19 protein-coding genes are annotated in these 20,866 nt (G+C 66.7%); 10 read left to right on the forward strand and 9 right to left on the reverse strand.

Annotated elements, in window-relative coordinates; translation table 11 throughout:
- Window positions 1–331: 331 nt before the first annotated feature.
- From IGS68_RS04840 to IGS68_RS04860, 5 genes are all read left to right on the forward strand, one after another.
- The gene (locus tag IGS68_RS04840; protein WP_201077757.1) at window positions 332–841 is read left to right on the forward strand and encodes a tripartite tricarboxylate transporter TctB family protein; all 510 of its coding nucleotides are present in this window, start codon (window positions 332–334) and stop codon (window positions 839–841) included.
- A 10-nt stretch (window positions 842–851) separates the two neighbouring features.
- On the forward strand, window positions 852–2,351 hold the full coding sequence (locus IGS68_RS04845; protein WP_201077759.1) for a tripartite tricarboxylate transporter permease: 1,500 nt from the start codon (window positions 852–854) through the stop codon (window positions 2,349–2,351).
- Between the two features lie 104 nt (window positions 2,352–2,455).
- Complete coding sequence (locus tag IGS68_RS04850) at window positions 2,456–4,126, forward strand: alpha-amylase family protein (protein WP_201077760.1); 1,671 nt, start codon at window positions 2,456–2,458, stop codon at window positions 4,124–4,126.
- A 396-nt stretch (window positions 4,127–4,522) separates the two neighbouring features.
- Window positions 4,523–5,056 (forward strand): putative pterin-binding protein, encoded by a 534-nt coding sequence (locus tag IGS68_RS04855; protein ID WP_201077762.1) that lies wholly within the window; start codon window positions 4,523–4,525, stop codon window positions 5,054–5,056.
- An 82-nt stretch (window positions 5,057–5,138) separates the two neighbouring features.
- Window positions 5,139–6,566 (forward strand): sensor histidine kinase, encoded by a 1,428-nt coding sequence (locus IGS68_RS04860; RefSeq protein ID WP_201077764.1) that lies wholly within the window; start codon window positions 5,139–5,141, stop codon window positions 6,564–6,566.
- Between the two features lie 5 nt (window positions 6,567–6,571).
- Here IGS68_RS04860 and IGS68_RS04865 read toward each other — a convergent pair whose 3' ends face one another.
- Window positions 6,572–7,255, reverse strand: a complete 684-nt coding sequence (locus IGS68_RS04865; RefSeq protein WP_201077766.1) for a class I SAM-dependent methyltransferase — start codon at window positions 7,253–7,255, stop codon at window positions 6,572–6,574.
- Between the two features lie 649 nt (window positions 7,256–7,904).
- Between IGS68_RS04865 and IGS68_RS04870 the strand changes: the two genes are divergently transcribed.
- From IGS68_RS04870 to IGS68_RS04880, 3 genes are all read left to right on the forward strand, one after another.
- On the forward strand, window positions 7,905–9,923 hold the full coding sequence (locus IGS68_RS04870) for a sulfatase-like hydrolase/transferase (protein WP_247881179.1): 2,019 nt from the start codon (window positions 7,905–7,907) through the stop codon (window positions 9,921–9,923).
- A 79-nt stretch (window positions 9,924–10,002) separates the two neighbouring features.
- Window positions 10,003–10,497 (forward strand): DUF4276 family protein, encoded by a 495-nt coding sequence (locus tag IGS68_RS04875; protein ID WP_201077770.1) that lies wholly within the window; start codon window positions 10,003–10,005, stop codon window positions 10,495–10,497.
- A gap of 495 nt (window positions 10,498–10,992) precedes the next feature.
- Window positions 10,993–12,192 (forward strand): IS256 family transposase, encoded by a 1,200-nt coding sequence (locus tag IGS68_RS04880; protein WP_201070895.1) that lies wholly within the window; start codon window positions 10,993–10,995, stop codon window positions 12,190–12,192.
- Window positions 12,193–12,760: 568 nt separating this feature from the next.
- On the opposite strand, the gene IGS68_RS04885 is transcribed toward IGS68_RS04880, so the two are convergent.
- Entirely contained in the window at window positions 12,761–13,018 is a 258-nt protein-coding gene (locus IGS68_RS04885) for a hypothetical protein (protein WP_201077772.1), read from the reverse strand.
- 239 nt (window positions 13,019–13,257) lie between these two features.
- Between IGS68_RS04885 and IGS68_RS04890 the strand changes: the two genes are divergently transcribed.
- A complete protein-coding gene (locus IGS68_RS04890) occupies window positions 13,258–13,779 on the forward strand; it encodes a 2'-5' RNA ligase family protein (protein WP_201077774.1) in 522 nt (173 codons plus the stop codon).
- Between the two features lie 16 nt (window positions 13,780–13,795).
- Here the strand turns inward: IGS68_RS04890 and IGS68_RS04895 are convergent, their stop codons facing one another.
- Window positions 13,796–14,953 (reverse strand): epoxide hydrolase family protein, encoded by a 1,158-nt coding sequence (locus IGS68_RS04895; protein ID WP_201077776.1) that lies wholly within the window; start codon window positions 14,951–14,953, stop codon window positions 13,796–13,798.
- Window positions 14,954–15,065: 112 nt separating this feature from the next.
- On the reverse strand, window positions 15,066–15,920 hold the full coding sequence (locus IGS68_RS04900) for a DUF2279 domain-containing protein (RefSeq protein ID WP_201077778.1): 855 nt from the start codon (window positions 15,918–15,920) through the stop codon (window positions 15,066–15,068).
- A gap of 235 nt (window positions 15,921–16,155) precedes the next feature.
- Here IGS68_RS04900 and IGS68_RS04905 point away from each other — a divergent pair, with 235 nt between their 5' ends.
- Complete coding sequence (locus IGS68_RS04905) at window positions 16,156–16,872, forward strand: VIT1/CCC1 transporter family protein (protein ID WP_201077780.1); 717 nt, start codon at window positions 16,156–16,158, stop codon at window positions 16,870–16,872.
- Window positions 16,873–16,886: 14 nt separating this feature from the next.
- On the opposite strand, the gene IGS68_RS04910 is transcribed toward IGS68_RS04905, so the two are convergent.
- From IGS68_RS04910 to IGS68_RS04930, 5 genes are all read right to left on the reverse strand, one after another.
- The gene (locus tag IGS68_RS04910) at window positions 16,887–17,063 is read right to left on the reverse strand and encodes an SDR family oxidoreductase (protein ID WP_201077782.1); all 177 of its coding nucleotides are present in this window, start codon (window positions 17,061–17,063) and stop codon (window positions 16,887–16,889) included.
- Window positions 17,064–17,170: 107 nt separating this feature from the next.
- Window positions 17,171–18,445 carry a TRAP transporter large permease gene (locus tag IGS68_RS04915; protein WP_201077784.1) on the reverse strand — a complete coding sequence of 425 codons (1,275 nt, stop codon included), beginning with the start codon at window positions 18,443–18,445 and terminating at the stop codon, window positions 17,171–17,173.
- A gap of 26 nt (window positions 18,446–18,471) precedes the next feature.
- Window positions 18,472–18,978 (reverse strand): TRAP transporter small permease, encoded by a 507-nt coding sequence (locus IGS68_RS04920; protein WP_201077786.1) that lies wholly within the window; start codon window positions 18,976–18,978, stop codon window positions 18,472–18,474.
- A 34-nt stretch (window positions 18,979–19,012) separates the two neighbouring features.
- Window positions 19,013–19,984 (reverse strand): TRAP transporter substrate-binding protein, encoded by a 972-nt coding sequence (locus IGS68_RS04925; RefSeq protein WP_201077788.1) that lies wholly within the window; start codon window positions 19,982–19,984, stop codon window positions 19,013–19,015.
- A 36-nt stretch (window positions 19,985–20,020) separates the two neighbouring features.
- The gene (locus IGS68_RS04930) at window positions 20,021–20,857 is read right to left on the reverse strand and encodes a phosphogluconate dehydrogenase C-terminal domain-containing protein (RefSeq protein ID WP_201077790.1); all 837 of its coding nucleotides are present in this window, start codon (window positions 20,855–20,857) and stop codon (window positions 20,021–20,023) included.
- Window positions 20,858–20,866 lie beyond the last annotated feature (9 nt).

Raw genomic sequence — 20,866 nt, forward strand, 5'->3', positions numbered from 1 at the left:
AAAAAAATCGGATCTGCCTTCGACATGTTCTACCGTCCCATGGTGGAAGATGATCATCATGTGCAGCAACGCGCGGATTTTAGTTTGTAATACAGGTAATATAACCCTCTATCTGGTCGATAACTCATTATAGACGCCCATTATGATTTCATCGGATACTTGGATGAATGCTTGTGAGTGAAACTATTCGAAGCCGGTGCGCCGTATGGTCTCCTCCTTCCCGCCCGGGCGTCCCCTCGCGGCATGGTGACCACGGCCCAGTTCGGCGGTAAGCTGGCGGGATTATGCATGCAAAGCCGGACCACAACGGCGGAAGACCTGGGGGGAAGACATGACGACGGGACGCGGCCTGCGCCTGGGCGAGGCGGTGCTGGGCGGGGCGGTGCTGGCGCTCGGCCTGTTCATCGGGATCGAGACCTGGATGCTGGGGGGCGTGGGAGGCAGCGCGCCGGTCGGCCCCCGGCTGTTCCCCTTCCTGATCGCGGCGGGGCTGCTGGCCATCGGGGCCACCCTGCTGCGCGAGGCCTTGGCCGGTCGCATCGCCCACGAGCGCGGGATCGAGCTGGACTGGCGCGCCGTGGCGCTGGTCTCGGCCGGCCTGATCGTCGAGATGCTGCTGATCGAGTATGCGGGCTGGATCGTCGCGGCGACGCTGCTGTTCGTCCTGGTCGCGCGGGCCTTCCTCAGCCGCCGGATCCTGGTGGACGCGGCGCTCGGCCTGGGGCTGGCGGTCCTGGCCTTCGTCGTCTTCAATTACGGCCTCGACCTCGGCCTGCCCGGCGGCCTCCCCGGCGAGGCGATCGAGGACTTCCTTGCCCCGGCCGAGCCGGCGGCTGAATAGGCGGACACCGATGGAAACCCTCGCGGCCCTCGGCCACGGCTTCGCCGTGGCGCTGACACCCTACAACCTGCTCTGGTCGGTCCTGGGCGTGACGGTCGGCACGGCGATCGGCGTGCTGCCGGGCATCGGCCCGGCGCTGACCGTGGCCCTGCTGCTCCCGGTCACCTACAACCTGGAACCGACCTCCGCCTTCATCATGTTCGCCGGGATCTATTACGGTGCCATGTACGGCGGCTCCACCACCGCGATCCTGCTGAACACCCCGGGCGAGTCCGGCAGCATCGTGACCGCGATCGACGGGCACGAGATGGCGCGCCAGGGGCGCGGCGCCACCGCGCTTGCCACCGCGGCGATCGGCTCCTTCGTCGCCGGGACCATCGCCACCATAGCCTTGACCTTCGTGGCGCCGCTGATGGTTCAGATGGCCCTGCTGTTCGGGCCGGCGGAGTATTTCGCGCTGATGGTGCTGGCGCTGGTCACCGTCACCGCCGTTCTGGGCGACAGCCTGCCGCGCGGCCTCGCCAGCCTGTTCTTCGGCCTGTCGCTCGGGCTGGTCGGCATCGACCTCCAGACCGGGCAGGCGCGCTTCACGCTCGGCATCCCCGAGCTGCTGGACGGGATCGATACCGTGGTGGTCGCGGTGGGGCTGTTCGCGGTCGGGGAAACGCTCTACGTCGCGTCCCGCTACCGCTTCGAGACGGAGGAGATCTACGCCCTCAAGGGGTCCAAATGGCTGAGCCGGGAAGACCTGAGGCGGTCGTGGAAGCCCTGGCTGCGCGGCACCTTCCTGGGATTCCCGATCGGCGCGCTGCCGGCCGGCGGCAGCGAGATCCCGACCTTCCTGTCCTACCTGGCGGAAAAACGCCTGTCCAAGCACCCGGAGGAGTTCGGCAAGGGGGCCATCGAGGCGGTCGCAGGACCGGAGGCCGCCAACAACGCCTCGGCCGCCGGGACCCTCGCCCCGCTGCTGGCGCTGGGCCTGCCGACCTCGGCGACGGCCGCGATCATGCTGGCCGCCTTCCAGCAGTACGGGCTCCAGCCGGGACCGCTGCTGTTCGACACCAACCCCGAGCTGGTCTGGGGCATGATCGCCAGCCTCTATATCGGCAACGTGCTGCTGCTGATGCTGAACCTGCCCATGGTCGGCATCTGGGTGAAGCTGCTGACCATCCCGCGTCCCTGGCTCTATGCCGGCATCCTGGTGTTCGCCACCCTGGGCGCCTACACGCTCAACAACAACGTGGTCGATCTCGTCATCCTGTGGGTGATCGGGCTGATCGGCTTCGGCATGCGCGTACTCGACGTGCCGGTGGCGCCCTGCGTCGTGGGCCTGATCCTGGGGCCGCTGGCCGAGCAGCAGTTCCGCCGGGCGCTGGCGATCAGCCAGGGCGACCCGACCGTGTTCTTCACCCATCCGATCTCGCTGGGGCTCCTGGTGACGGCGCTGCTGCTCGTCCTGGTGCCGTTCCTGCTGCGCCGACGGCGGAGGAGGGCCGGGGAGGCCGGCTAGGCCTGACCTGACCCCGCGCGGGCGGCTGGAACCTATCGCCGCCGCCGGCCTTTCCATGGGGATGCCCGCGTCGCGGGCGGCCACCAGGGAGAGGAGGGACCATCATGGCGATCACCCGGACCAGCGACACCTGGTGGAAGAATTCCGTCTTCTACTGCCTCGACGTGGAGACCTTCCAGGACAGCGACGGGGACGGAGTCGGCGATTTCGCCGGGCTGATCCAGCGGATCGACTATCTGGCCGGGATGGGGGTCACCTGCCTGTGGCTGATGCCGTTCTACCCGACGCCCAACAGCGACGACGGCTACGACATCACGGACTATTACGGCATCGATCCCCGGCTGGGAACGCTGGGCGACTTCGTTGAATTCATCCGGACCGCGCGCGACCGCGGCATCCGCGTCATCGCCGACCTGGTGGTCAACCATACCTCCAAGGAGCACCCCTGGTTCCAATCGGCCCGGTCCGATCCCAACTCGCCCTATCGGGACTGGTACGTCTGGAGCGACAGGATCCCTCCCGGCGACGGCAAGGACGGCTTGGTCTTCCCCGACAAGGAGGACAGCAACTGGGAGTGGGACGAGCAGGCCGGCCGGTATTTCCTGCACCGCTTCTACAAGCACCAGCCCGACCTCAACATCGCCAATCCCGCCGTGCGCGACGAGATCCGCAAGATCATCGGCTTCTGGCTCCAGCTCGGCCTGGCCGGATTCCGGGTCGACGCGGTGCCCTTCCTGCTGGAGACGATCGGCATCCAGGGGCGGATGGACATAGCGCCCCACGACTGGCTGCGCGAGCTGCGCGCCTTCCTGGGCCGGCGCCGGGGCGACGCGCTCCTGATGGGCGAGGTCAACCTGGAGCCGGAAGAGGTCCGCCGCTTCTTCGGCGACGGCGACGAGCTGCACATGTGCATCAATTTCAACCTCAACCAGTCCTTCGCGATGGCCCTGGCGCGGGGCGACGCCAGCGCGCTGATCCACGGCCTCAAGGCGCTGCCGTCGCTGCCGCCCGACGCCCAGTGGGGCAACTTCATCCGCAACCATGACGAATGGTCCCTCGACAAGCTGACCGAGGCGGAGCGGCAGGAGGTCTTCCGGGCATTCGGCCCCAAGCCGGAGATGCAGCTGTTCGGCCGCGGCCTGCGCCGCCGGCTGCCGACCATGCTGGACGGCGACCCGGCCCGGATCCACATGGCCTACAGCCTGATGTTCGCGCTTCCCGGGGCTCCGGTCCTGTTCTACGGCGAGGAGATCGGCATGTCCGAGAACCTCGACATTCCCGGCCGCCTGAGCGTCCGGTCGCCCATGCAGTGGTCGGACGAGATCAACGGCGGCTTCTCGACCGCGAAGCCCGGAGACCTCCGCCGCCCGGTCGTCTCGGGCAAGCGCTGGGGGCCGGCCGGCGTCAACGTCGCGGGCCAGCGGCGCGACGATGCCTCCCTGCTCAATTGGATGGAACGCCTGATCCGCCGCCGCAACGAGACTCCCGAGATCGCCTTCGGCACCTGGAGCATCGTCCCGGTGACGGATCCCGCGGTGTTCGCGCTCCGCTACGACTGGGAAGGCCGGACCGTCCTGACCATCCACAACCTGGGCGGCAAGGAATGCGGCGCCACCTTCAAGGTCGAGAACGCGCTGGGCTGGGACAGCCTGATCGACCTGTTCGGCCACGGCGACTTCGACCTGGGCAAGGAGGGCGAGGTCAGCATCGACCTCGACCGCTACGGCTGCCGCTGGTTCCGGGTCCGCCGCAAGGGCGAGACGATCCTGCTGTAGGCGCGGTACCGGATCGGCTCGACGCAGGGCGGAAGCGGTTCGGACCGACGATCGCAGGTTGTGCCCACGGCGCGACGCACCGGATCGACCTGTTCGGCCACGGCTTCGGGATCGTCCCGCCATTGGTCATACGAATTTAGAACTAGAACACGCCGATGCTTTACCACAAAGGTCCGCAGCGGATATCAGATGCCAAGCTAAGCGGGTTTTTCATCGGATCTTAAGTAATGAATGACCAAATTTGATAACAGATGCACCGCTACCGGTGCATATAGTATTTCAACTCGTCCCCCGGACATGGGCAGTCTCGCCGTGGCGCAGCATTTCGCTTTATCATCATCATTGCCGAATCCTCGTGTCCTCAAGCGCCTGCTTGCCGGGGCGTGTGCCTGCCTCATGGCCATCGGCCTCGCGACGGCTCCCCGGCAGGCCGCGGCGCAGGCCCCCTCGCCCGTCTACGAGCGGGTCACCGAGCCGACGCTGAAAGCGGGCATGGACTTCCCGGAACCGAAGGGTCCGGTCATCCTGACGATCGGTGGCAAGATCGCCGCCGACGGACCGATCCGCTTCGACCTGCCGGCCCTGGAATCCCTGGGGCTGGTCCGATTCACCACCCTGACGAGCTGGACCGTCGAACCCTCCGTGTTCGAGGGGGTCCTGCTCTCGTCGCTGCTCGAGGCGGTCGGCGCCGATCCGGCCGCCGCCACGCTGAGGCTGATCGCGCTCAACGAGTTCGAGAGCACGACCCCGGCCGCCGACGCCCGCACCTGGCCCGTCATGCTGGCCCTCAAGCGGGACGGCGAATACATGTCGCGGCGCGACCGCGGCCCGGTCTGGGTGATCTATCCGCAGCACGCCTTTCCGGAACTGGGCCAGCGCGATTACCTGTCGCGCTGGGTCTGGCAGCTGAAATCGATCATGGTGGAATGACGGACGGCGTGAACCTGCGTCGCGGTCCCGTCCGCAAGCCGCCGCGACCCCGTACCCGCTGATGGCTGCCAGGGAGCGTTTCATGGACCTGGGCAAGATCGTCTGGACGGTATCCTTCGTGCTGCTGCTGTGCAGTTCGCCGATGCTCGTCTTCGATCTGATCGCCATCCAGCGGTCGGTGGAGATCGCCAGCGGCGCCGACATCTGGTACGACGGGCAGCTTGCCGGGGATCTTCTGCGCCTCCAGGTCGCCATCCGAGGGTTGCCTCCCGACGTGACGCCGGAATCGGCCGACCCCGCGCAGGTCGACGAGATCAATCTCCGGCTGGACAACGTCTTCAACCGGATCAACTCGCTGCCGGAGACCGGCAGCTCCGAATGGCACACCCGGGGCATCAGGTCCGAGGAAGGCGTCGCCGACGTCCGCCGCGCCGTCGACCTGATCGACCGGGCACTGCCGCTGCTGGCGTCGGACCCGGCCGCGTTCCGCCGGGTCGCCGACGACGGGGTCCGGCAGGCCATCGTCGTCCACCGGCGCATGTCGCTCGCCGTGGTCGAACGGCAGAACGCGCTGATCGGCCGGATGCAGTCCCAGGTGAGCGCCTTCCAGGTCAAGCTGCTCGGCTACGGCGTCGGCTTCGTCGTCCTGCTGCTGGCGCTCGGCTGGCTGATGCGCCGCCACATGCGTTCGGAGACGACGCTGCGCGCCACCAACCGCCAGCTCCTGGACCTGACCGGCAACCTGGTGGCCGCGCGCGACGCCGCCGTGCGCTCCAGCGAGGCCAAGTCCAACTTCCTGGCCAATGTCAGCCACGAGCTGCGCACGCCGCTGAACGCGATCCTGGGGTTCTCCGAAGCCCTCATGACCGGCATCTTCGGGCGGTTGGGCGAGCGTCAGGCGGAGTATATCGGCGACATCCACCATGCCGGCCAGAGGCTGCTGTCGCTGATCAACGACATCCTGGACCTCGCCAAGCTGGAGGCCGGCAAGCTGGAGCTTCGGGAGGAGGCCGTCGACCTGGTCGCCGTCGCGGCTGAGGCGATCCGCGACCTGCGGGAAGCCGCCCGCGCCGCGGAGGTCAGGGTGGAGCTGGAGCCGGCCTTGGGCCATATCGGCGTTTTCGCTGACCGGTTGAGGCTGCGGCAGGTCCTGGACAACCTGCTGTCCAACGCCATCAAGTTCACGCCTGCCGACGGGCTGATCGGAGTCTCGCTGGAACGGCCCGCCGACGGCCGCACGGTCATCGTCGTGACGGATACCGGCATCGGGATCCCGCCGGACGACCTCGCGCGCGTCTTCCAGCCGTTCGAGCAGTCCGACAGCCGGCATGCCCGCCAGGCCCAGGGCACCGGGCTGGGCCTGCCGCTGGTGCGCCAGCTCGTGGAGCGCCACGGCGGCACCGTCCGGATGTCGAGCGAGCCCGGCAGCGGCACCGAGGTGGTGGTCGAGCTGCCGCCCGAACGGGCGCTCGTCGGCGCGGCGGTCCCGGTCTCCCGGTCGCTTTCCTGAACGGTTCAGCCGGGCAGAGACGGCTCATGGACCTCCGCCGCCAGCAGCGCCTGGACGAGCGGTGAGTCCGCCGTCCGGAACGCGGCGTGCAGCTCTGCCGACAGCGACACCAGTTCCATCCCCACGACCGCCAGGCAGTGTTCCAGGCTGACCGTGCTGTGCAGGCGGACATGTCCGTTGCGGGGGCGTGCGTACCACCAGCCCAATCCCGTCCGGTGGATGTCGTCCGGCTGCACCAGGGTGCTCAGCAGCAGGGCTCCCCGCGGGGCGACCAGGCGGGCAAGCTCGGCGAACAGCGATTGCTGGTCGGGAACGTGCTCGATCACCTCGAAGCAGGTCACCAGGTCGAATCTCCGTCCCGGGGCCGGCCTGCCGTCGCCGTAGAAGGGGTCGCAGGAGACCGCGTGACGGAAGCCGCGCTCGGCGAGCAGGCGCACCATGAGGCCGTTTCCGCCGCCCCAGTCCAGGATATCGACCGTTTCCTTCATGGAACCGACCATCCCGTCGATCAGCGCCGCGTTGCGCGCCGGACGGTCGTACGTGAACGGCGGGTCGGCGAGCGCGTAATCGTCATTGTAGATGTGCCGTTGAAAGTCGGCCGAAGTCCAATGGTCGAGGCAGGTGGTCCAGATATGGTCGCAGGCCAGGCAGGCCGAGTATCGGATCATCGTGCCCGTGTCGGGAAACATCCGACGCCCTTCGAAAGCGTCGTTGCAACTTTCCCCCAGATCGATTTGACCGATCGGATACCCGGAGTTCCGGCAGCAGGGACAAAGAGGCGAGAGCAAGAAGACACCTTGGGGACTAGAAATACTATCTTCGGCGGGACGTCGATGCCGTTATACTGTATACCCCAATATCTTTAAAAGTTTCATATGCATGCAAAATGTGGGGCGCGCCGGGGCAGCCGATCCGATGCCTCGCGCCATGGGCGCACCCCAAGATCGTCGGCCCGCATCACCTCCGCCCTGCGTCGAGCGTAGGTTGCGCCCATGGCGCAACACGGTGCGGCGGGTGGAACCCGGAACGGTTCAAGCCGATCTTCCGGCACGAAGAAGGCGCCGAAGTCCATTCTCCGATGATGCTGAAATCTAGCTTTTGAGATGGTTGGAATTATGGTTCGACTTTACTCAAACAACTTCAAGTGGGCGAGTTATTCCAAAAACATACCAAGGTAACCATTCCAAGGAAAATCAATTATTAATTCGATACTCAAGTTTATGAAGGGCCTGACAGGGTAAATTCAACTTGAAATTCATTTCAGTCAACGTCATGATTACTCTATTTCTTGGATCGTATATCCTTCGCTCCCAAAGACCTTGCCCGATGGAGTTCTCCATGCCCGGCTCACGAACCGACACCCGCCCCAACATCCTGCTGATCATGTGTGATCAGTACCGGTATCCTTGCTTCGACGGTCCGCAGGGCGGGTTTCCGGAGGAACTCGACGACATCCTCGGCTTCCGGGGCGAGGTGGACGACTCCAACCCCTTCGCCAAGTTCTTCCCCGGCCTGATCCGGCTGAGGAAGAACGCCGTGGTGCTGCGCAACCACACCATCGCGTCGAGCGCCTGCACTCCGAGCCGCGCCGTGATGTTCACCGGGCAATACGGCACCCGCACCGGAGTCACCCAGACCGACGGCATGTTCAAGAGCGGCGACGAGCCGGATTTCCACTGGCTGAAGGCCGACGGCATTCCGACCCTGGGCGACTGGATGCGGGGGGCGGGCTATTCGACCCATTATTTCGGCAAATGGCATCTGCACCACTCGTCCTCGTCGCTCCAGTCCTACGGCTTCAGCAATTGGGAAACCTGCTATCCCGACCCCCACGGCGCCAGCCCCAACAATCTCGGCGTCTACCGCGACTACGGCTTCGCGGACGAGGCATGCAGCTTCCTGCACCGCAAGGGCTTGGCGCTGAACTACAATTACGTCGCCTCCAAGGCCGAGGACGGGTCGGATTCCCCCGCGGAGGACCTTACGGACCGACCCTGGCTCGCCGTGGTCTCCTTCACCAATCCCCATGACATCGCGACATATCCGACGGTGATCGCGATGGCGCTGCCGTCGGACGCCGATCCGGGGACGGTGCCGGCGCCGCAGACCCAGTCGATCTTCGGGCCGCTGACCGTGCCGGCGCAGGGCGACCTCTCGATGCCGCCGGTCAACGGCACCATGCAGGTCCCGCTGAACCCGCTGGGCTTCCCGCAGGACTGCGCCACGGCTTCGCCGACCCAGGACGAGGACCTGCCGGCCAACAACAAGCCCGACTGCCACTTCGACTCCGCGTACAAGGTCGGGCTGACCCTCTCGTCGGTGTCGGCCTACGGCACGCTCGCGCCGGCCGGCCGGGACGACGGGGTCCGGACCGAGGCGGGCGTCGATCTGGCGCTGCGGTTCTCGATCCCGTTCGCGCTGTACCCGGACAAGGATCAGGCTTCCCTCCGGTTCCTGCAGTTCTACGGCTGGACCTTCTCGGCCGTCGATCCCCATATCGAGCGGGTGCTGAAGACCCTGGAGGAGTCCGGCCAGGCGGACAACACGATCGTGATCTTCACCAGCGACCATGGCGAACTCGGCGCCGCGCACGGCATGATGATGGAGAAGTGGCACATCGCCTATGAAGAGGCGGTGCGCGTGCCCATGGTCGTCCTGATGCCGGAAGACCGCGACGGCGACGGCTCGATGCGGCAGGTGGACGCCGTGACCAGCCACGCCGACATCGTGCCGACCGTGCTGGGCCTCGCCGGAGTCGGCCCGGCGCAGCGGGAGAAGATCGGCCGCGAGCTGTCCGAGACGCATCATCCCGTGCCGCCGCTGCCCGGAGCCGACCTGGCGCCGCTGCTGCAGGGCGACAGCGAGACCGTGACCGAGGCGGACGGCACGCCGCGCCAGGGCGTGCTCTTCATCACCGACGACGAGATCACCGAACCGCTGCCCGGTGCGGAAGAGACCAACCCCAGCGGATATGCGAACTACGAGCTGTTCAAGGCCGTGGTGGACTCGGTGCGGCTGGGCTCCGACGGCAAGGGACCCGTGCCGAACCTGGCGTCCGGCCCGGTGTGCCAGCCCAACCACATCCGCTGCGTCAGGACCGAGGATGCCAAGCTGTCCCGCTACTTCGACCCGTCGGGCGGGAAAGCGGACCAGTGGGAGCTTTACGACCTGATCAACGATCCCACCGAAGCGGTGAACCTGGTGCAGGTCGGCGCGACGCCGCCTGTGCCGCGCGAAGACCTTCCGGATTGGACCACGCCGGATCGCGTGCAGGAGACGGCGGACAGGCTCAGCGTCCTGCTGGCCGAGCTGGAGCGGCGCTATCTCCCCATGCCGGCGAATCTGCCGGCGGCCTGAACCCGTCGCGATCCAAGGCCGCGGCGCACCCGCCCGGTCCCGGATCGATCCGGGACCGGGCGGGTGGACGGGGAGGTTCATGACGGGGGGTGAGCCCGGCACACCGCATCAGCGCTCGGCGGATGCCGCCGGACGTGCTATTTCGGTGATCATCGTCGCCGATCGAGTCGAGGATGCCTCCCGCTTCCGCCGGCTGACCGAGGAGGAGGTGGCGCCCTGGGCCGCAACGCCAACGGCACCAAGGCTAGTGACCGCGTTGTATTTCGAGGCCGGCAAGTTGGCAGCACTGGTCGCCGATGCCGTTTCCAGGGCCGGCGGCCCCGAGCGGGTCAACGACTCGCCCCGGACGGCGCCGTCGAAACGGCTGGAGCAGTGGACCGAGCGTCATGCGCCCGTCCACATGCGATACTCGGATAGGACGAAGGTCCGCCATGGAGCGGGGCTCGCCGTCCGTCTTGGCCTGCCGGCGATCCGCAAAGCCTGCCCCCGGTTCGGCGCATGGCTGGGCCGGCTGGAAGGTTTGGCATATTCCTATACTCGTAATAACGAAAGTCCTGCCGTTACTTGGCAATAAATATTATCATGATCCACAGTAATGATACTAAAATTAATAGAAAAACATGCGATTGCATGCGAAGTATTATTTGATGCGCAACTATTTGGAGATTTTTCGGCCGTTGAAGATTTTGACTTAACCTTTGGTTCCTCATTGTCTTGTCATGCAGGTCGATAGTGCATAGGAGAAGCATGGCCGAGTCGACGGGAAATTGGTTCGTCCCTCGGTGGCGAATGGCGAGGGGGGAACCATGCCGCCAGCCGGGCGTCGATCCGGATAGGAAGGGCCGCGATTTGGCGCGGTCGTTGCCGATCAAATCTTAGAGCGTTCCGGAAGAACGTTTCCTCCTTCTCGGTTGATCAAGTCCCCAGGCGTGGTGTAGGAGCGCCCGTTCCGGGGCAGGCCCGCAGGGAGGCGTAGCCGACCGGAGGGCCTGCCCCGGAACGGGCGGTCATCGTGGTTCTCGGGTAAAGTCTGGTCACCACAACACATACCTGATCCAAGGTGACCACGATGACCGACGAGATGATGACGCTTCGCTCGATGCTTGAAAAGGGCACAGATGCGGATGTGCTGCGTGAGATGATCGGCTTTGCCGCCCAGCGGCTGATGGAGATGGAGGTTCAGGCGGTGACCGGCGCCGGTCACGGTGAGCGCTCGGCTGACCGCCTCGCACAGCGCAATGGCTACCGGGATCGCGACTGGGAAACCAGAGCCGGCACGGTGGAACTGCGCATCCCCAAGCTGCGCAAGGGCAGCTATTTTCCAGGATTTCTGGAGCCGCGCCGGATGGCCGAGAAGGCGCTGACGGCGGTGATCCAGGAGGCCTACATCCAGGGCGTTTCGACCCGCGGGGTGGACGATCTGGTCAAAGCCATGGGCACGAGCGGCATCTCCAAGAGCCAGGTCAGCCGCCTGTGCGAAGAGATCGACGACCGGGTCAAGACGTTCCTGAACCGTCCGATCGAAGGCGACTGGCCTTACCTCTGGATCGATGCGACCTACGTCAAGGTGCGCCAGCAGGGACGCATCGTGTCTGTCGCCGTGACCGTCGCGGTGGCGGTCAACACCGATGGCCGGCGCGAGGTGCTGGGCATGGACATCGGCGCATCGGAGGCCGAGACCTTCTGGCTCGAATTCCTGCGCAAGCTCAAGCGTCGCGGTCTCGCCGGCGTCAAGCTGGTGATTTCCGACGCCCATGAAGGCATCAAGGCCGCTGTCCAGCGCGTGTTCCAGGCGACATGGCAGCGCTGCCGGGTGCATTTTATGCGCAACGCCATGGCGCATGCTGGCAAGCAGGGCAAGCGCCTCTTCGCCGCGTTCATCGCCACCGCCTTCGCCCAGGACACCGCCGAGGCCGCCAAAGTCCAGTGGCGCCAAGTCGCCGATCAGATCCGCGCCAAAGTTCCCAAGCTGGCAGCCCTCCTGGACGAGGCGGAAACCGACGTGCTGGCCTACATGACGTTCCCAAAGGAACATCGGGTCAAGATACACTCGACAAACCCGATCGAGCGCCTGAATGGCGAGATCAAGCGCCGGACCGACGTTGTCGGCATCTTTCCGAACGAGGACGCCATTACTCGCCTCATCGGCGCTATTCTCCTGGAGCAGAACGATGAATGGGCCGTCCAGCGCGCCCGCTACATGACACTGGAAACTATCGCTCCACTCGGCGATGATAGCCCCATCATGCTGCCCGCCGCAGGGGCATGAGCAACCCGGCCAGACTGCTGGGAACCAGGATGATTGGTGACGCCAATCCTACACCACGTCTGGGGACACGATCCCTTCGGTTCGTCATCCGCAGGCTTGACCCGCGGATCTCAAGGCACGGAGGCTTCGATGCATCCCGCGAAAGATGGCCGGATCAAGTTCGGCCATGACGAAAAGAGAGTGCTTCTGCCTTTGGAGCGGTTCCCGATCAGGTTGAACCGGTCCGGCTCTCGCAGCCGGCTGTTCCACTCGGCGCGCTGTGTTGCGCCACGGGCGCAACCTACGGCTCAATGCAGGGCGGAGGTGATACAGACCGACGGTCGTAGGTTGCGCCCATGGCGCAACGCATCGGATCGGCTGTCTCGGGCGGATCGACCTGATCGGGTACAGCTCTAGCTCAGGCTTGCGAGCAGCGCGCAACGACCGTGCCGGACAGCCGCGGACTTGATTCGGGAATCTTCCTGCACGGCGGCGCCGATGAAGCCTGCAAGCGATGACCGGGTCGAGCCCGGTCAAGACGATGAGGGGAGGGGCCTGGCCTTCGCCGGAAAGCGGCCCATATCGCCTGTCAGGCGGACAGCCGGACCAGGACGGGTTCCTCGGCGGCCGGCTCGAAGGCCTGCGCGACAGAGGCCAGCGCCGCGAGCTTCGCCTGGTACGCGGCCCATAGCGGGCGGATGGCGTCCAGGCACTCGCTCACATGGGTCGAGTTGGTCTGCCGCAGGATCTGGTCGCGGGCAGCCGCATACTCGGCGTGGAGCTGATCGACCGGCGAGGCGGCGGGGAAGGGAGTGGCCGAGGAGGATTGTGAGGCTGGGGAGGGCATGGCTTTCGGGCTCTTTGTCTTGCGATAGCTTCAATTTATAAGGAATGAATTGACGAGCAGTTAATGCCTTCAAGTTTTCGAGAGAATCGCCCCGACATGCCAGAGCATAGCCGAGTCATATACCGAAAAATTGATATATGCTGTTATCTTGCCGAAGGAATAGGCATTGCTCGCCATGGTATTGCCTTGGGCGAATTCATGGGACGCCTCACCGCGGCTATTCCGACGGGGAGGATGCCATGACGGCGCCGGGCGGTCCGGCGCCGCTGATCCTGACGCTCGGGATGGACGGCGACTCCTTCGCCCGGCTGGACACCCTGCGGCGGGCGCATTTCCCGCCGGAGAGGAACTTCCTGCCGGCGCATCTCACCCTGTTCCACCACCTTCCCGGCGACGATCCGGCCGGCATCGCCGCCGGACTGCGGGAGGTGCAGGCCGGCCGCTCCCGGCCCCTCCTCCGGGCGACGGGGCTGCGCTTCCTGGGGAAGGGGGTCGCCTATGGCTTCGACGCTCCCGCCCTGGCGGAGGTCCGGGCGGCGCTGGCGGCCCGCTGGACGGCCTATCTGACCCCGCAGGACCGGCAGCCGTTCCGGCCCCACGTCACGATCCAGAACAAGGCCGCCCCGGCCGAGGCGCGCGCCCTGCTGGAACGGCTCGAAGCCGGATTCGAGCCGTTCCGCATGCTCGGCGAAAGCCTGCTGCTGTGGCGCTATCTGGGCGGGCCGTGGCAGCCGCTGGGCGAGTTCCCCTTCAAACGCTGACCGCCGCTCCCCGGGGTCAGCCGCGCAGCGGCCGGAAGAAGGCCCGGATCTCGGCGGCCAGGGCGTCGGGCTGCTCCATCGCCGCGAAATGGCCGCCGCGCTCCATCACGCTCCAGCGCCGGATGTCGGTGAAGGTGCGTTCCGCCATGGACCTCGGCGGGCGCAGGATCTCGGTCGGGAACTGGCAATAGCCGGTCGGGACATCGACCGTGCCGCCTTCCGGGATCGGCCAGGGGCCGTGCATGCGGGCGTAGTAGGGCCAGAAGGAGGACCCGATCGCCCCGGTGAACCAGTACAGGCCGATATTGGCGAGCAGGCGGTCGCGGTCGATCACCGACAGCACGTCGCCCCCGCAGTCCGACCAGGCCCGGAACTTCTCGGCGATCCAGGCGCCCAGCCCGGCCGGGCTGTCGGTCAGGCCGAACGCCAGGGTCTGCGGCCGGGTCCCCTGGATCCACTGGTAGCCCGTCTCCTCCTTCAGGAAGAGCTTCAGCTCCTCCAGGTAGCGCCGCTCCTCCGGGGTGGGGGACCCGGCCATCGACGGATCGCGCCGCAGCGGCAGCAGGTTCAGGTGGATGCCCGCCACACGGTCCCGGTGGGCATAGCCGATCCGCGACGATATGAAGGACCCCCAGTCGCCGCCCTGCGCGCCGAACCGGTCGTATCCCAGCACCCCGGTCATCAGCCCGGCGAAGCAGTCGGCGATCTCCTCCGCGCCGAAACGCTTCTGGCCGGGCGCGAACGACAGCCCGAAGCCGGGCAGGGACGGCGCCACCACGGTGAAGGCGTCGGCCGGATCGCCGCCGAAGGCCGCGGGGTCGGTCAGGCGCGGGATCAGGTCCAGGAACTCGAACACCGATCCGGGCCAGCCGTGCGACAGCAGCAGCGGCATCGCGCCGGCGCCCTTCCCCGGAACATGCAGGAAGTGCAGGTCGATCCCGTGGATCGGCACCTTGTACTGGGGAAACCCGTTGAGCAGCGCCTCTTGCGCCCGCCAGTCGAAACCGTCCCGCCAATAGGCCGTGAAGCCGCGCATCCACTCCACGTCGGTCCCGAAGGCCCAGGGCTCGCCGGGCGCCTGGTCGGGAAAACGGGTCCGGCCCAGCCGCTCGCGCAGATCCTCGATCGCCTCGTCGGGCACATGGAGCCGGTATGGTTCCGGTGTCGCCGGCATGGCTTTCCTCCCTTTCGTCCTCTTCATGTTCCTTGCCGTATCCTAACCCCGGGGTGCCGCGCGGGGAAACCGCGCACCCGCTTCATCCTGGACCGGACCGGACCGCTCCGCTTCAGGGCGGGCCGGAAATCCGGACGGTCGCGGGAACGTAGGTGTAGGGCACCTGGAGATAGTTGAAGACCGGGACGTCCAGGTATGGTTCCAGCAGCTTCGACAGGTTAAGGCCGATCCCGACATAGACGAACTGCTTGCGCAGGTCGATGTCGGGCCGGTCGCTGTAGTCGTCGTAGTTCCGGGCGCGGAACCCGACATGCAGTTCCAGGTACTTCAGGTACTCGTTCTCGATGAAATCGAACCCGTCGGCCTTGATCGCCATCACGTAGCCCAGGCGGTCGTAATCCGTCGTCACGTCGAACTGGTGGTCGCCGTCCAGGAACGGGTTGTACTCCAGGCGCAGGTCGATCTTCCGCGACAGCTCCGGATGGGCCCACAGCAGATATCCCGCCGCGGCGCCCAGCGTATTGAACACCATGTCCTGGTAGGAGAACCCGTAGCGGTCGCTGAAGGCGTCCCCCACCTCGATCAGGGTGCTCACCCCCAGGTCGGACAGGGCGCCCCACCGGATCGCCTCGTCCCTCTCGAAATCCCAGCGCTCGTATTGGCCGGCGAACAGGTGGGTGAACAGATAGGTCGTGTAGAGATGGCCGAGCTTGTCTGCCCCGCCCTCGTCGGTGTCCCGGCCGAACCAGCCCTCGTCCTGGAACCGCGGGCCGCCGGTGCCGTAGTCCCAGTTGGCGAAGCCCCACCCGAGGACCGCCGCGCCGACGCCCAGGTTGAGGGCCAGCGCCTTGTCCTCCTTCGACCAGTCGGCGAACAGGTCCGCGCCGCCGCCCGTCTGCGCAGCCCCCCCGCTGCTCGCCAAGCCCAGCAGCCCGGCGCACAAAGCCGGGCACAAGATACGTTTCATTCGATTTTTCCGGTCTGGAAGTCAGTATTCTTGCTTTGCAGGACAAATAAAACAAATAATATATCCGACGGTAAAGGGATTCCGATCCACGCCGGAGGGCGTATTCCTTGTGGACGTGATTCGTCGATCCATCGTGATCTTCATCAAGGCGCAAGCTGCCCGATCCGATGCATGATTCCCGGTAAACGGCGCCCGGAGAACCAGGGCCCATCGACGATGCGAGGAACAGGATCCGATGGAGCACGACCACGACCCCGAGGCGATCCGGCGGCGGCTGTCCGTCCGGCCGGAACAGAGCTACCTGCGCGACTGGGTCTATGGCGGCATCGACGGCGCCGTGACCACCTTCGCCGTGGTTGCGGGCGTCGTCGGCGCCGGCCTGTCGGCCCGGACGGTCCTGATCCTGGGCGCCGCGAACCTGCTGGCGGACGGCTTCTCCATGGCCGCCAGCAACTACAGCGGCACCAAGACGGAGCGCGACGACAAGGACCGGCTCCGCGCGGTGGAGGAGCGGCACATCGACCTTGTCCCGGAAGGCGAGCTGGAGGAGATCCGGGAGATCTTCCGGACCAAGGGCTTCGAGGGCGATATCCTGGAAAGCGCGGTCCAGGTCATCACGGCCGACCGCAGCCGCTGGGTCGATACCATGCTGGCGGAGGAGTACGGGCTGCCCGCGACCCTGCGCTCGCCGGTCAAGGCGGCGGCCAGCACCTTCCTGGCCTTCCTGATCTGCGGGTTCGTCCCGCTGCTGCCCTTCGTCCTCGGCCTGCCGGCGCCGGTCGCGCTGGCCACCGGCTCGACCGCCGCCGTCTTCTTCGCCATCGGGTCGGTCAAGAGCCTGTGGTCGCTGTCGGCCTGGTGGCGGTCCGGGCTGGAGACCCTGGCGATCGGCATGGCCGCGGCGGCCCTGGCCTTCGCCGCCGGCGCCGCCGTGGAGAGCTTCACCGCCTGACCGCCGCCCCGCCGTCACGCGTTGGTGCCGCCGTCCACCGCGAAACCGGCGCCGGTGACGCCCCGCGCCTCCGGCCCGGCCAGCCACGCGACCATCGCGGCGAGATCGTCCGGATCGCCGTATCGCGGGATCGCCATCATGCTCCGCCGGCCGTCGGCCCCGACCTGCGCCGCGACCTGCGCCGACGGCATCGCCCGCTGCGCCCTGGCCGCCTGGGACGCGATGGCCGCGGATGGTCCGGATGATCAACCCATCCGAGCCCATCCGCGTCCATCTGTGGCAATACCCGGAAACCCCCTCAGCCCTTCGCGCTGTAGGGCAGCCAGGTCGCGATCCCCGGCACGAAGATGATCAGCAGCACCACCGCGATCAGCGCCAGGATGAAGGGCGCCGCAGCCCGGCTGCCCTCGATCAGGTTGGCCTTCGCGATGCCGCAGGTCACGAACAGGCTCGCGCCCACCGGCGGGGTCACCAGCCCGATCGCCAGGCCGATCACCGTCACGATGCCGAACTGGACCGGGTCGATCCCCAGCTTCTGGGTCACCGGCCACAGCACCGGCACCAGGATGATGATGTTGGCGCCCAGGTCCAGCAGCATGCCGGCCAGCAGATAGACCGCCAGGAACAGGATCAGCACCATGGAAGGGTCGGTCGTCAGGCCCAGGATCAACTGGGCCGCCGCCTGCGGCAATTGCTCCCGCGTCACGATCAGGCCGTAGAGCGAGGCGGTGGCGATCATCAGCATCACCATGCCGGTCGTCACCATCGATTCCAGCACGATCTTCGGCAGGTCCCCGATCCCGATCGTGCGGTACACCAGCATGCCCACCACCAAGCCGTAGACCACCGCCACCACCGAGGCCTCGGTCGGCGTCGCGATGCCGTAGCGGATGCTGCCGATGATCACCAGCGGCATCAGCAATCCCCACACGCTGGCCCGCGTCGCCTTCGCGATGCTGCCCAGCGACGGAACCGGACCCTTCTGGTAGCCGCGCCGGACCGCCAGCAGCCAGGACGTGCCCATCAGGGCCAGCGCCATCAGGATTCCCGGCACGACGCCGCCGATGAACAGGTCCGACACCGACACGCCGGTCACCACGCCGAAGATGATCATGGGGATCGACGGCGGGATCACCACCGACAGGGTGGAGGCGCTGGCCGTCACCGCCGCGGTGAAGGGCCGGTCGTAGCCCCGGTCCAGCATCGGCGGGATCAGCGCGCCGCCGGTCGAGGCGGCTTCCGCCACCGCCGACCCGGTCATGCCGCCCATCAGCGTTCCGGCCGCGATGTTGGCCTGGGCCAGCCCGCCGCGCAGCCATCCCACGACGGAGTCCGCGAACTCGACGATGTCCCGGGCGATGCCGCTGCGCGCCATCAGGTGGCCCGACAGCAGGAAGAACGGCACCGCCAGCAGCACGAAGCTGTCGATCGCCGCCGTCATCTTCTGAACGATCACGCCCGGCGGCATCCCGCCGAACAGGATCGCCGCCGTCGATGCGATGGCGAGGCTGAACGAGACCGGCACGTTGGCCAGCAGCAGCGCGAAGAAGCTGACCAGCAGGATGGTCGCCATGGATGCAATACCTCCTCGGGGCCTCCTCAGGCCGGCCGGCTCAGGGCCTGGACGCGGCCGGACCGGACGGCCAGGGCGCCCATCAGCCAGTTCACCAGGATGTCGCCGCAGATCATGAAGGTCATGACGTTGTAGGCGGCGTAGACCCACACCATCGGGATCTCCAGCACGGCCGACGGCTGGTCCACCGTCAGCCCCAGCAGCCGGAAATTGGCGTAGAAGGTATAGGCGCAGAAGCCCAGGACCAGCACCTCCACCAGCCGGGCCGACACCCGCTCCAGCACCGGCGAGCGCAGGTAGGTGACGGCGTCCAGCGCGATGTGCGCGCGGTGCCGCCAGGTCAGCCAAGCCGACAGGTACGCGATCCAGACGAACAGGTAGCGGGCCAGCTCCTCCGACCAGGTCAGCGGGTCGTTGAAGACATAGCGCCAGAACACCTGGGCCAGGCTGACCGCGACCATGACGGTCACCAGCCCGATCAGCAGGGCCTTCACCGCCTGCTCGATCCCGTACCACAGCTTCATGACGAGCATCCGCCCCCCTCCCTTCACGGCACCGGAAAGCCGGTCACTCCCCGGCGGAGCGGATCGCCGCCAGCATCGCGGGATCGATGTTCTTCGAAGTCTCCGCTATGCCGGCCGTGGCGGTGCGGAACGGCGTGGTGTCCACCGTCTCGATCACCATGCCCTTCTCCCGCAGCTTGACCAGCTGCTCGGCCTCCAGCCGGTGCGACTGCTCGCGCTGGTACGCGGTCGCCTCGGTCACCGCCTCGCGCAGCTTGGCCTGGACGTCGGCGGGCAGGGTGCTCCACTTGGCCTCGCTGACCATGACGGCGTGCGGCCCGTACACGTGCCCGGTCAGGGTCACGTATTTCTGGACCTCCCACAGCGAGTTGGAATAGATGATCGTGATCGGGTTCTCCTGGGCGTCGATCACGCCCTGGCCCAGGCTGGTGAAGACCTCTCCCCACGCCATCGGGATGGGGGACGCGCCGATCTCCTTGAAGGCCGCGATATGCACCGGGTTCTGCATGGTGCGCAGCTTCATGCCCTTCATGTCGGCGGGCTGGGCGACCGGCTTCTTGGTCGTCAGGTGGCGCCAGCCGTTCTCCCACCAGGCGAGGCCGACGATGCCCTTGGCCTCCATCTTCTCCAGCAGGCTCCGGCCGACCTCGCCGTCCAGCACCTTGTAGGCGTGCGCCGAATCCTTGAAGACGAAGGGCAGGTCGATCACGCCGATCTGCGGCACGAAGGCCAGCAGCGGACCGGTGGAGACCACCGCCATGTCGACCGAGCCGAGCTGAAGCCCCTCGACCATCTCCCGCTCCTCGCCGAGCTGGCGGTCCGGGTAGATCTCCACCTTGACCGCCCCGCCGGTCTTCTGCTCCGCCAGCTCGGCGAACTTGACCAGCGCGAGGTGCGTCGGATGGGTGGTCTGCGTGCCGTGGCCCGCCTTGATGACATAGTCGGCCGCCAGGGCCTGGCCGCCCAGCGCCGCCAGCAGCGCCAGGCCGGAGAGCATCGATATCGCGCCCTTCATGATCCCGTTCCTCCCTTCATCGCGTTCTTGTTGGTTTTACTTGCAGATGTCCCTGACCGACCGCAGCACCGCGTCCCGGTCGAACACCCGGTCCAGCCAACCCTCCTTGAAGATCACCGGCTTGGCCTGCTCGATCGCGTGCAGCGCGCCGTCGGAGAAGCGGCCCTGCGGGAACACGCCGAAGGCGATCGCCAGCTCGATGTTCAGGTGGCCCAGCATGAAGTCCACCGCGGCCTCGCGCGGGACGCCCCGGCGCTCCGCCTCGTCCACCGCGTCGCGCATGGCGAGCGACAGGGTGGCGCCGACCGTCTCGGACAGGGCGGGCTCCAGGATCGCCAGCTGTTCCACCGTGACCCGGTGCGACCGCATCACCGGCTTATAGATCGTCCGGGCGATCCGCTCGCACAGGGCGTAATGCTCCTCCGGCCCCTGCATCAGGGCGCAGACGATGTGCTGCTTGGCCGCGATGCCGCCGAAGAAGTCGTTCTTCGCCGCCGGCTCGACCTCGTCGTTGAAGATCGGCGGGTGGCACGGATGAGTCACGAAATAGGTCACGTCCTCCCGCACCGGCAGCTCGCCGGCATGGGGGGCCGCCGCGTCCAGCATGATGATCGCGGTCCCCGGCTTCACCTTCCCGATGAAGCCGTGGGCGATCTTGCCGATCAGCCGGTCGGGCACCGCCATCAGCACCACGTCGGCTTCCGCGAGCGCCCGGTCCTGGTCCACGCAGGCGGCGCCGATCGCGTCCTTCAGCCGCTGCCGCCCCTCGTCCGAGATCTCCACATGGTCCACCTGGAACTCCGAACCGTGCAGGTTCGTGGCCAGCCGGACCCCCATCTTGCCCCCGGCCCCCAGCAGCGCGATCTTCGTCATGTCCTCACT

Source organism: Skermanella sp. TT6 (assembly GCF_016653635.2).
Lineage (GTDB): Bacteria > Pseudomonadota > Alphaproteobacteria > Azospirillales > Azospirillaceae > Skermanella > Skermanella cutis.

Bases quoted from the DNA above. Each gene is read 5' to 3' on its own strand.
- IGS68_RS04900 (WP_201077778.1), bottom strand. From the start codon at position 15,920: ATGAAACGTATCTTGTGCCCGGCTTTGTGCGCCGGGCTGCTGGGCTTG.
- IGS68_RS04845 (WP_201077759.1), top strand. From the start codon at position 852: ATGGAAACCCTCGCGGCCCTCGGCCACGGCTTCGCCGTGGCGCTGACA.
- IGS68_RS04890 (WP_201077774.1), top strand. From the start codon at position 13,258: ATGACGGCGCCGGGCGGTCCGGCGCCGCTGATCCTGACGCTCGGGATG.
- IGS68_RS04850 (WP_201077760.1), top strand. From the start codon at position 2,456: ATGGCGATCACCCGGACCAGCGACACCTGGTGGAAGAATTCCGTCTTC.
- IGS68_RS04915 (WP_201077784.1), bottom strand. From the start codon at position 18,445: ATGGCGACCATCCTGCTGGTCAGCTTCTTCGCGCTGCTGCTGGCCAAC.
- IGS68_RS04865 (WP_201077766.1), bottom strand. From the start codon at position 7,255: ATGTTTCCCGACACGGGCACGATGATCCGATACTCGGCCTGCCTGGCC.
- IGS68_RS04930 (WP_201077790.1), bottom strand. From the start codon at position 20,857: ATGACGAAGATCGCGCTGCTGGGGGCCGGGGGCAAGATGGGGGTCCGG.
- IGS68_RS04910 (WP_201077782.1), bottom strand. From the start codon at position 17,063: ATGCCGTCGGCGCAGGTCGCGGCGCAGGTCGGGGCCGACGGCCGGCGG.
- IGS68_RS04840 (WP_201077757.1), top strand. From the start codon at position 332: ATGACGACGGGACGCGGCCTGCGCCTGGGCGAGGCGGTGCTGGGCGGG.
- IGS68_RS04895 (WP_201077776.1), bottom strand. From the start codon at position 14,953: ATGCCGGCGACACCGGAACCATACCGGCTCCATGTGCCCGACGAGGCG.
- IGS68_RS04925 (WP_201077788.1), bottom strand. From the start codon at position 19,984: ATGAAGGGCGCGATATCGATGCTCTCCGGCCTGGCGCTGCTGGCGGCG.
- IGS68_RS04860 (WP_201077764.1), top strand. From the start codon at position 5,139: ATGGACCTGGGCAAGATCGTCTGGACGGTATCCTTCGTGCTGCTGCTG.
- IGS68_RS04870 (WP_247881179.1), top strand. From the start codon at position 7,905: ATGCCCGGCTCACGAACCGACACCCGCCCCAACATCCTGCTGATCATG.
- IGS68_RS04875 (WP_201077770.1), top strand. From the start codon at position 10,003: ATGACGGGGGGTGAGCCCGGCACACCGCATCAGCGCTCGGCGGATGCC.
- IGS68_RS04885 (WP_201077772.1), bottom strand. From the start codon at position 13,018: ATGCCCTCCCCAGCCTCACAATCCTCCTCGGCCACTCCCTTCCCCGCC.
- IGS68_RS04905 (WP_201077780.1), top strand. From the start codon at position 16,156: ATGGAGCACGACCACGACCCCGAGGCGATCCGGCGGCGGCTGTCCGTC.
- IGS68_RS04920 (WP_201077786.1), bottom strand. From the start codon at position 18,978: ATGCTCGTCATGAAGCTGTGGTACGGGATCGAGCAGGCGGTGAAGGCC.
- IGS68_RS04855 (WP_201077762.1), top strand. From the start codon at position 4,523: ATGGCCATCGGCCTCGCGACGGCTCCCCGGCAGGCCGCGGCGCAGGCC.
- IGS68_RS04880 (WP_201070895.1), top strand. From the start codon at position 10,993: ATGACCGACGAGATGATGACGCTTCGCTCGATGCTTGAAAAGGGCACA.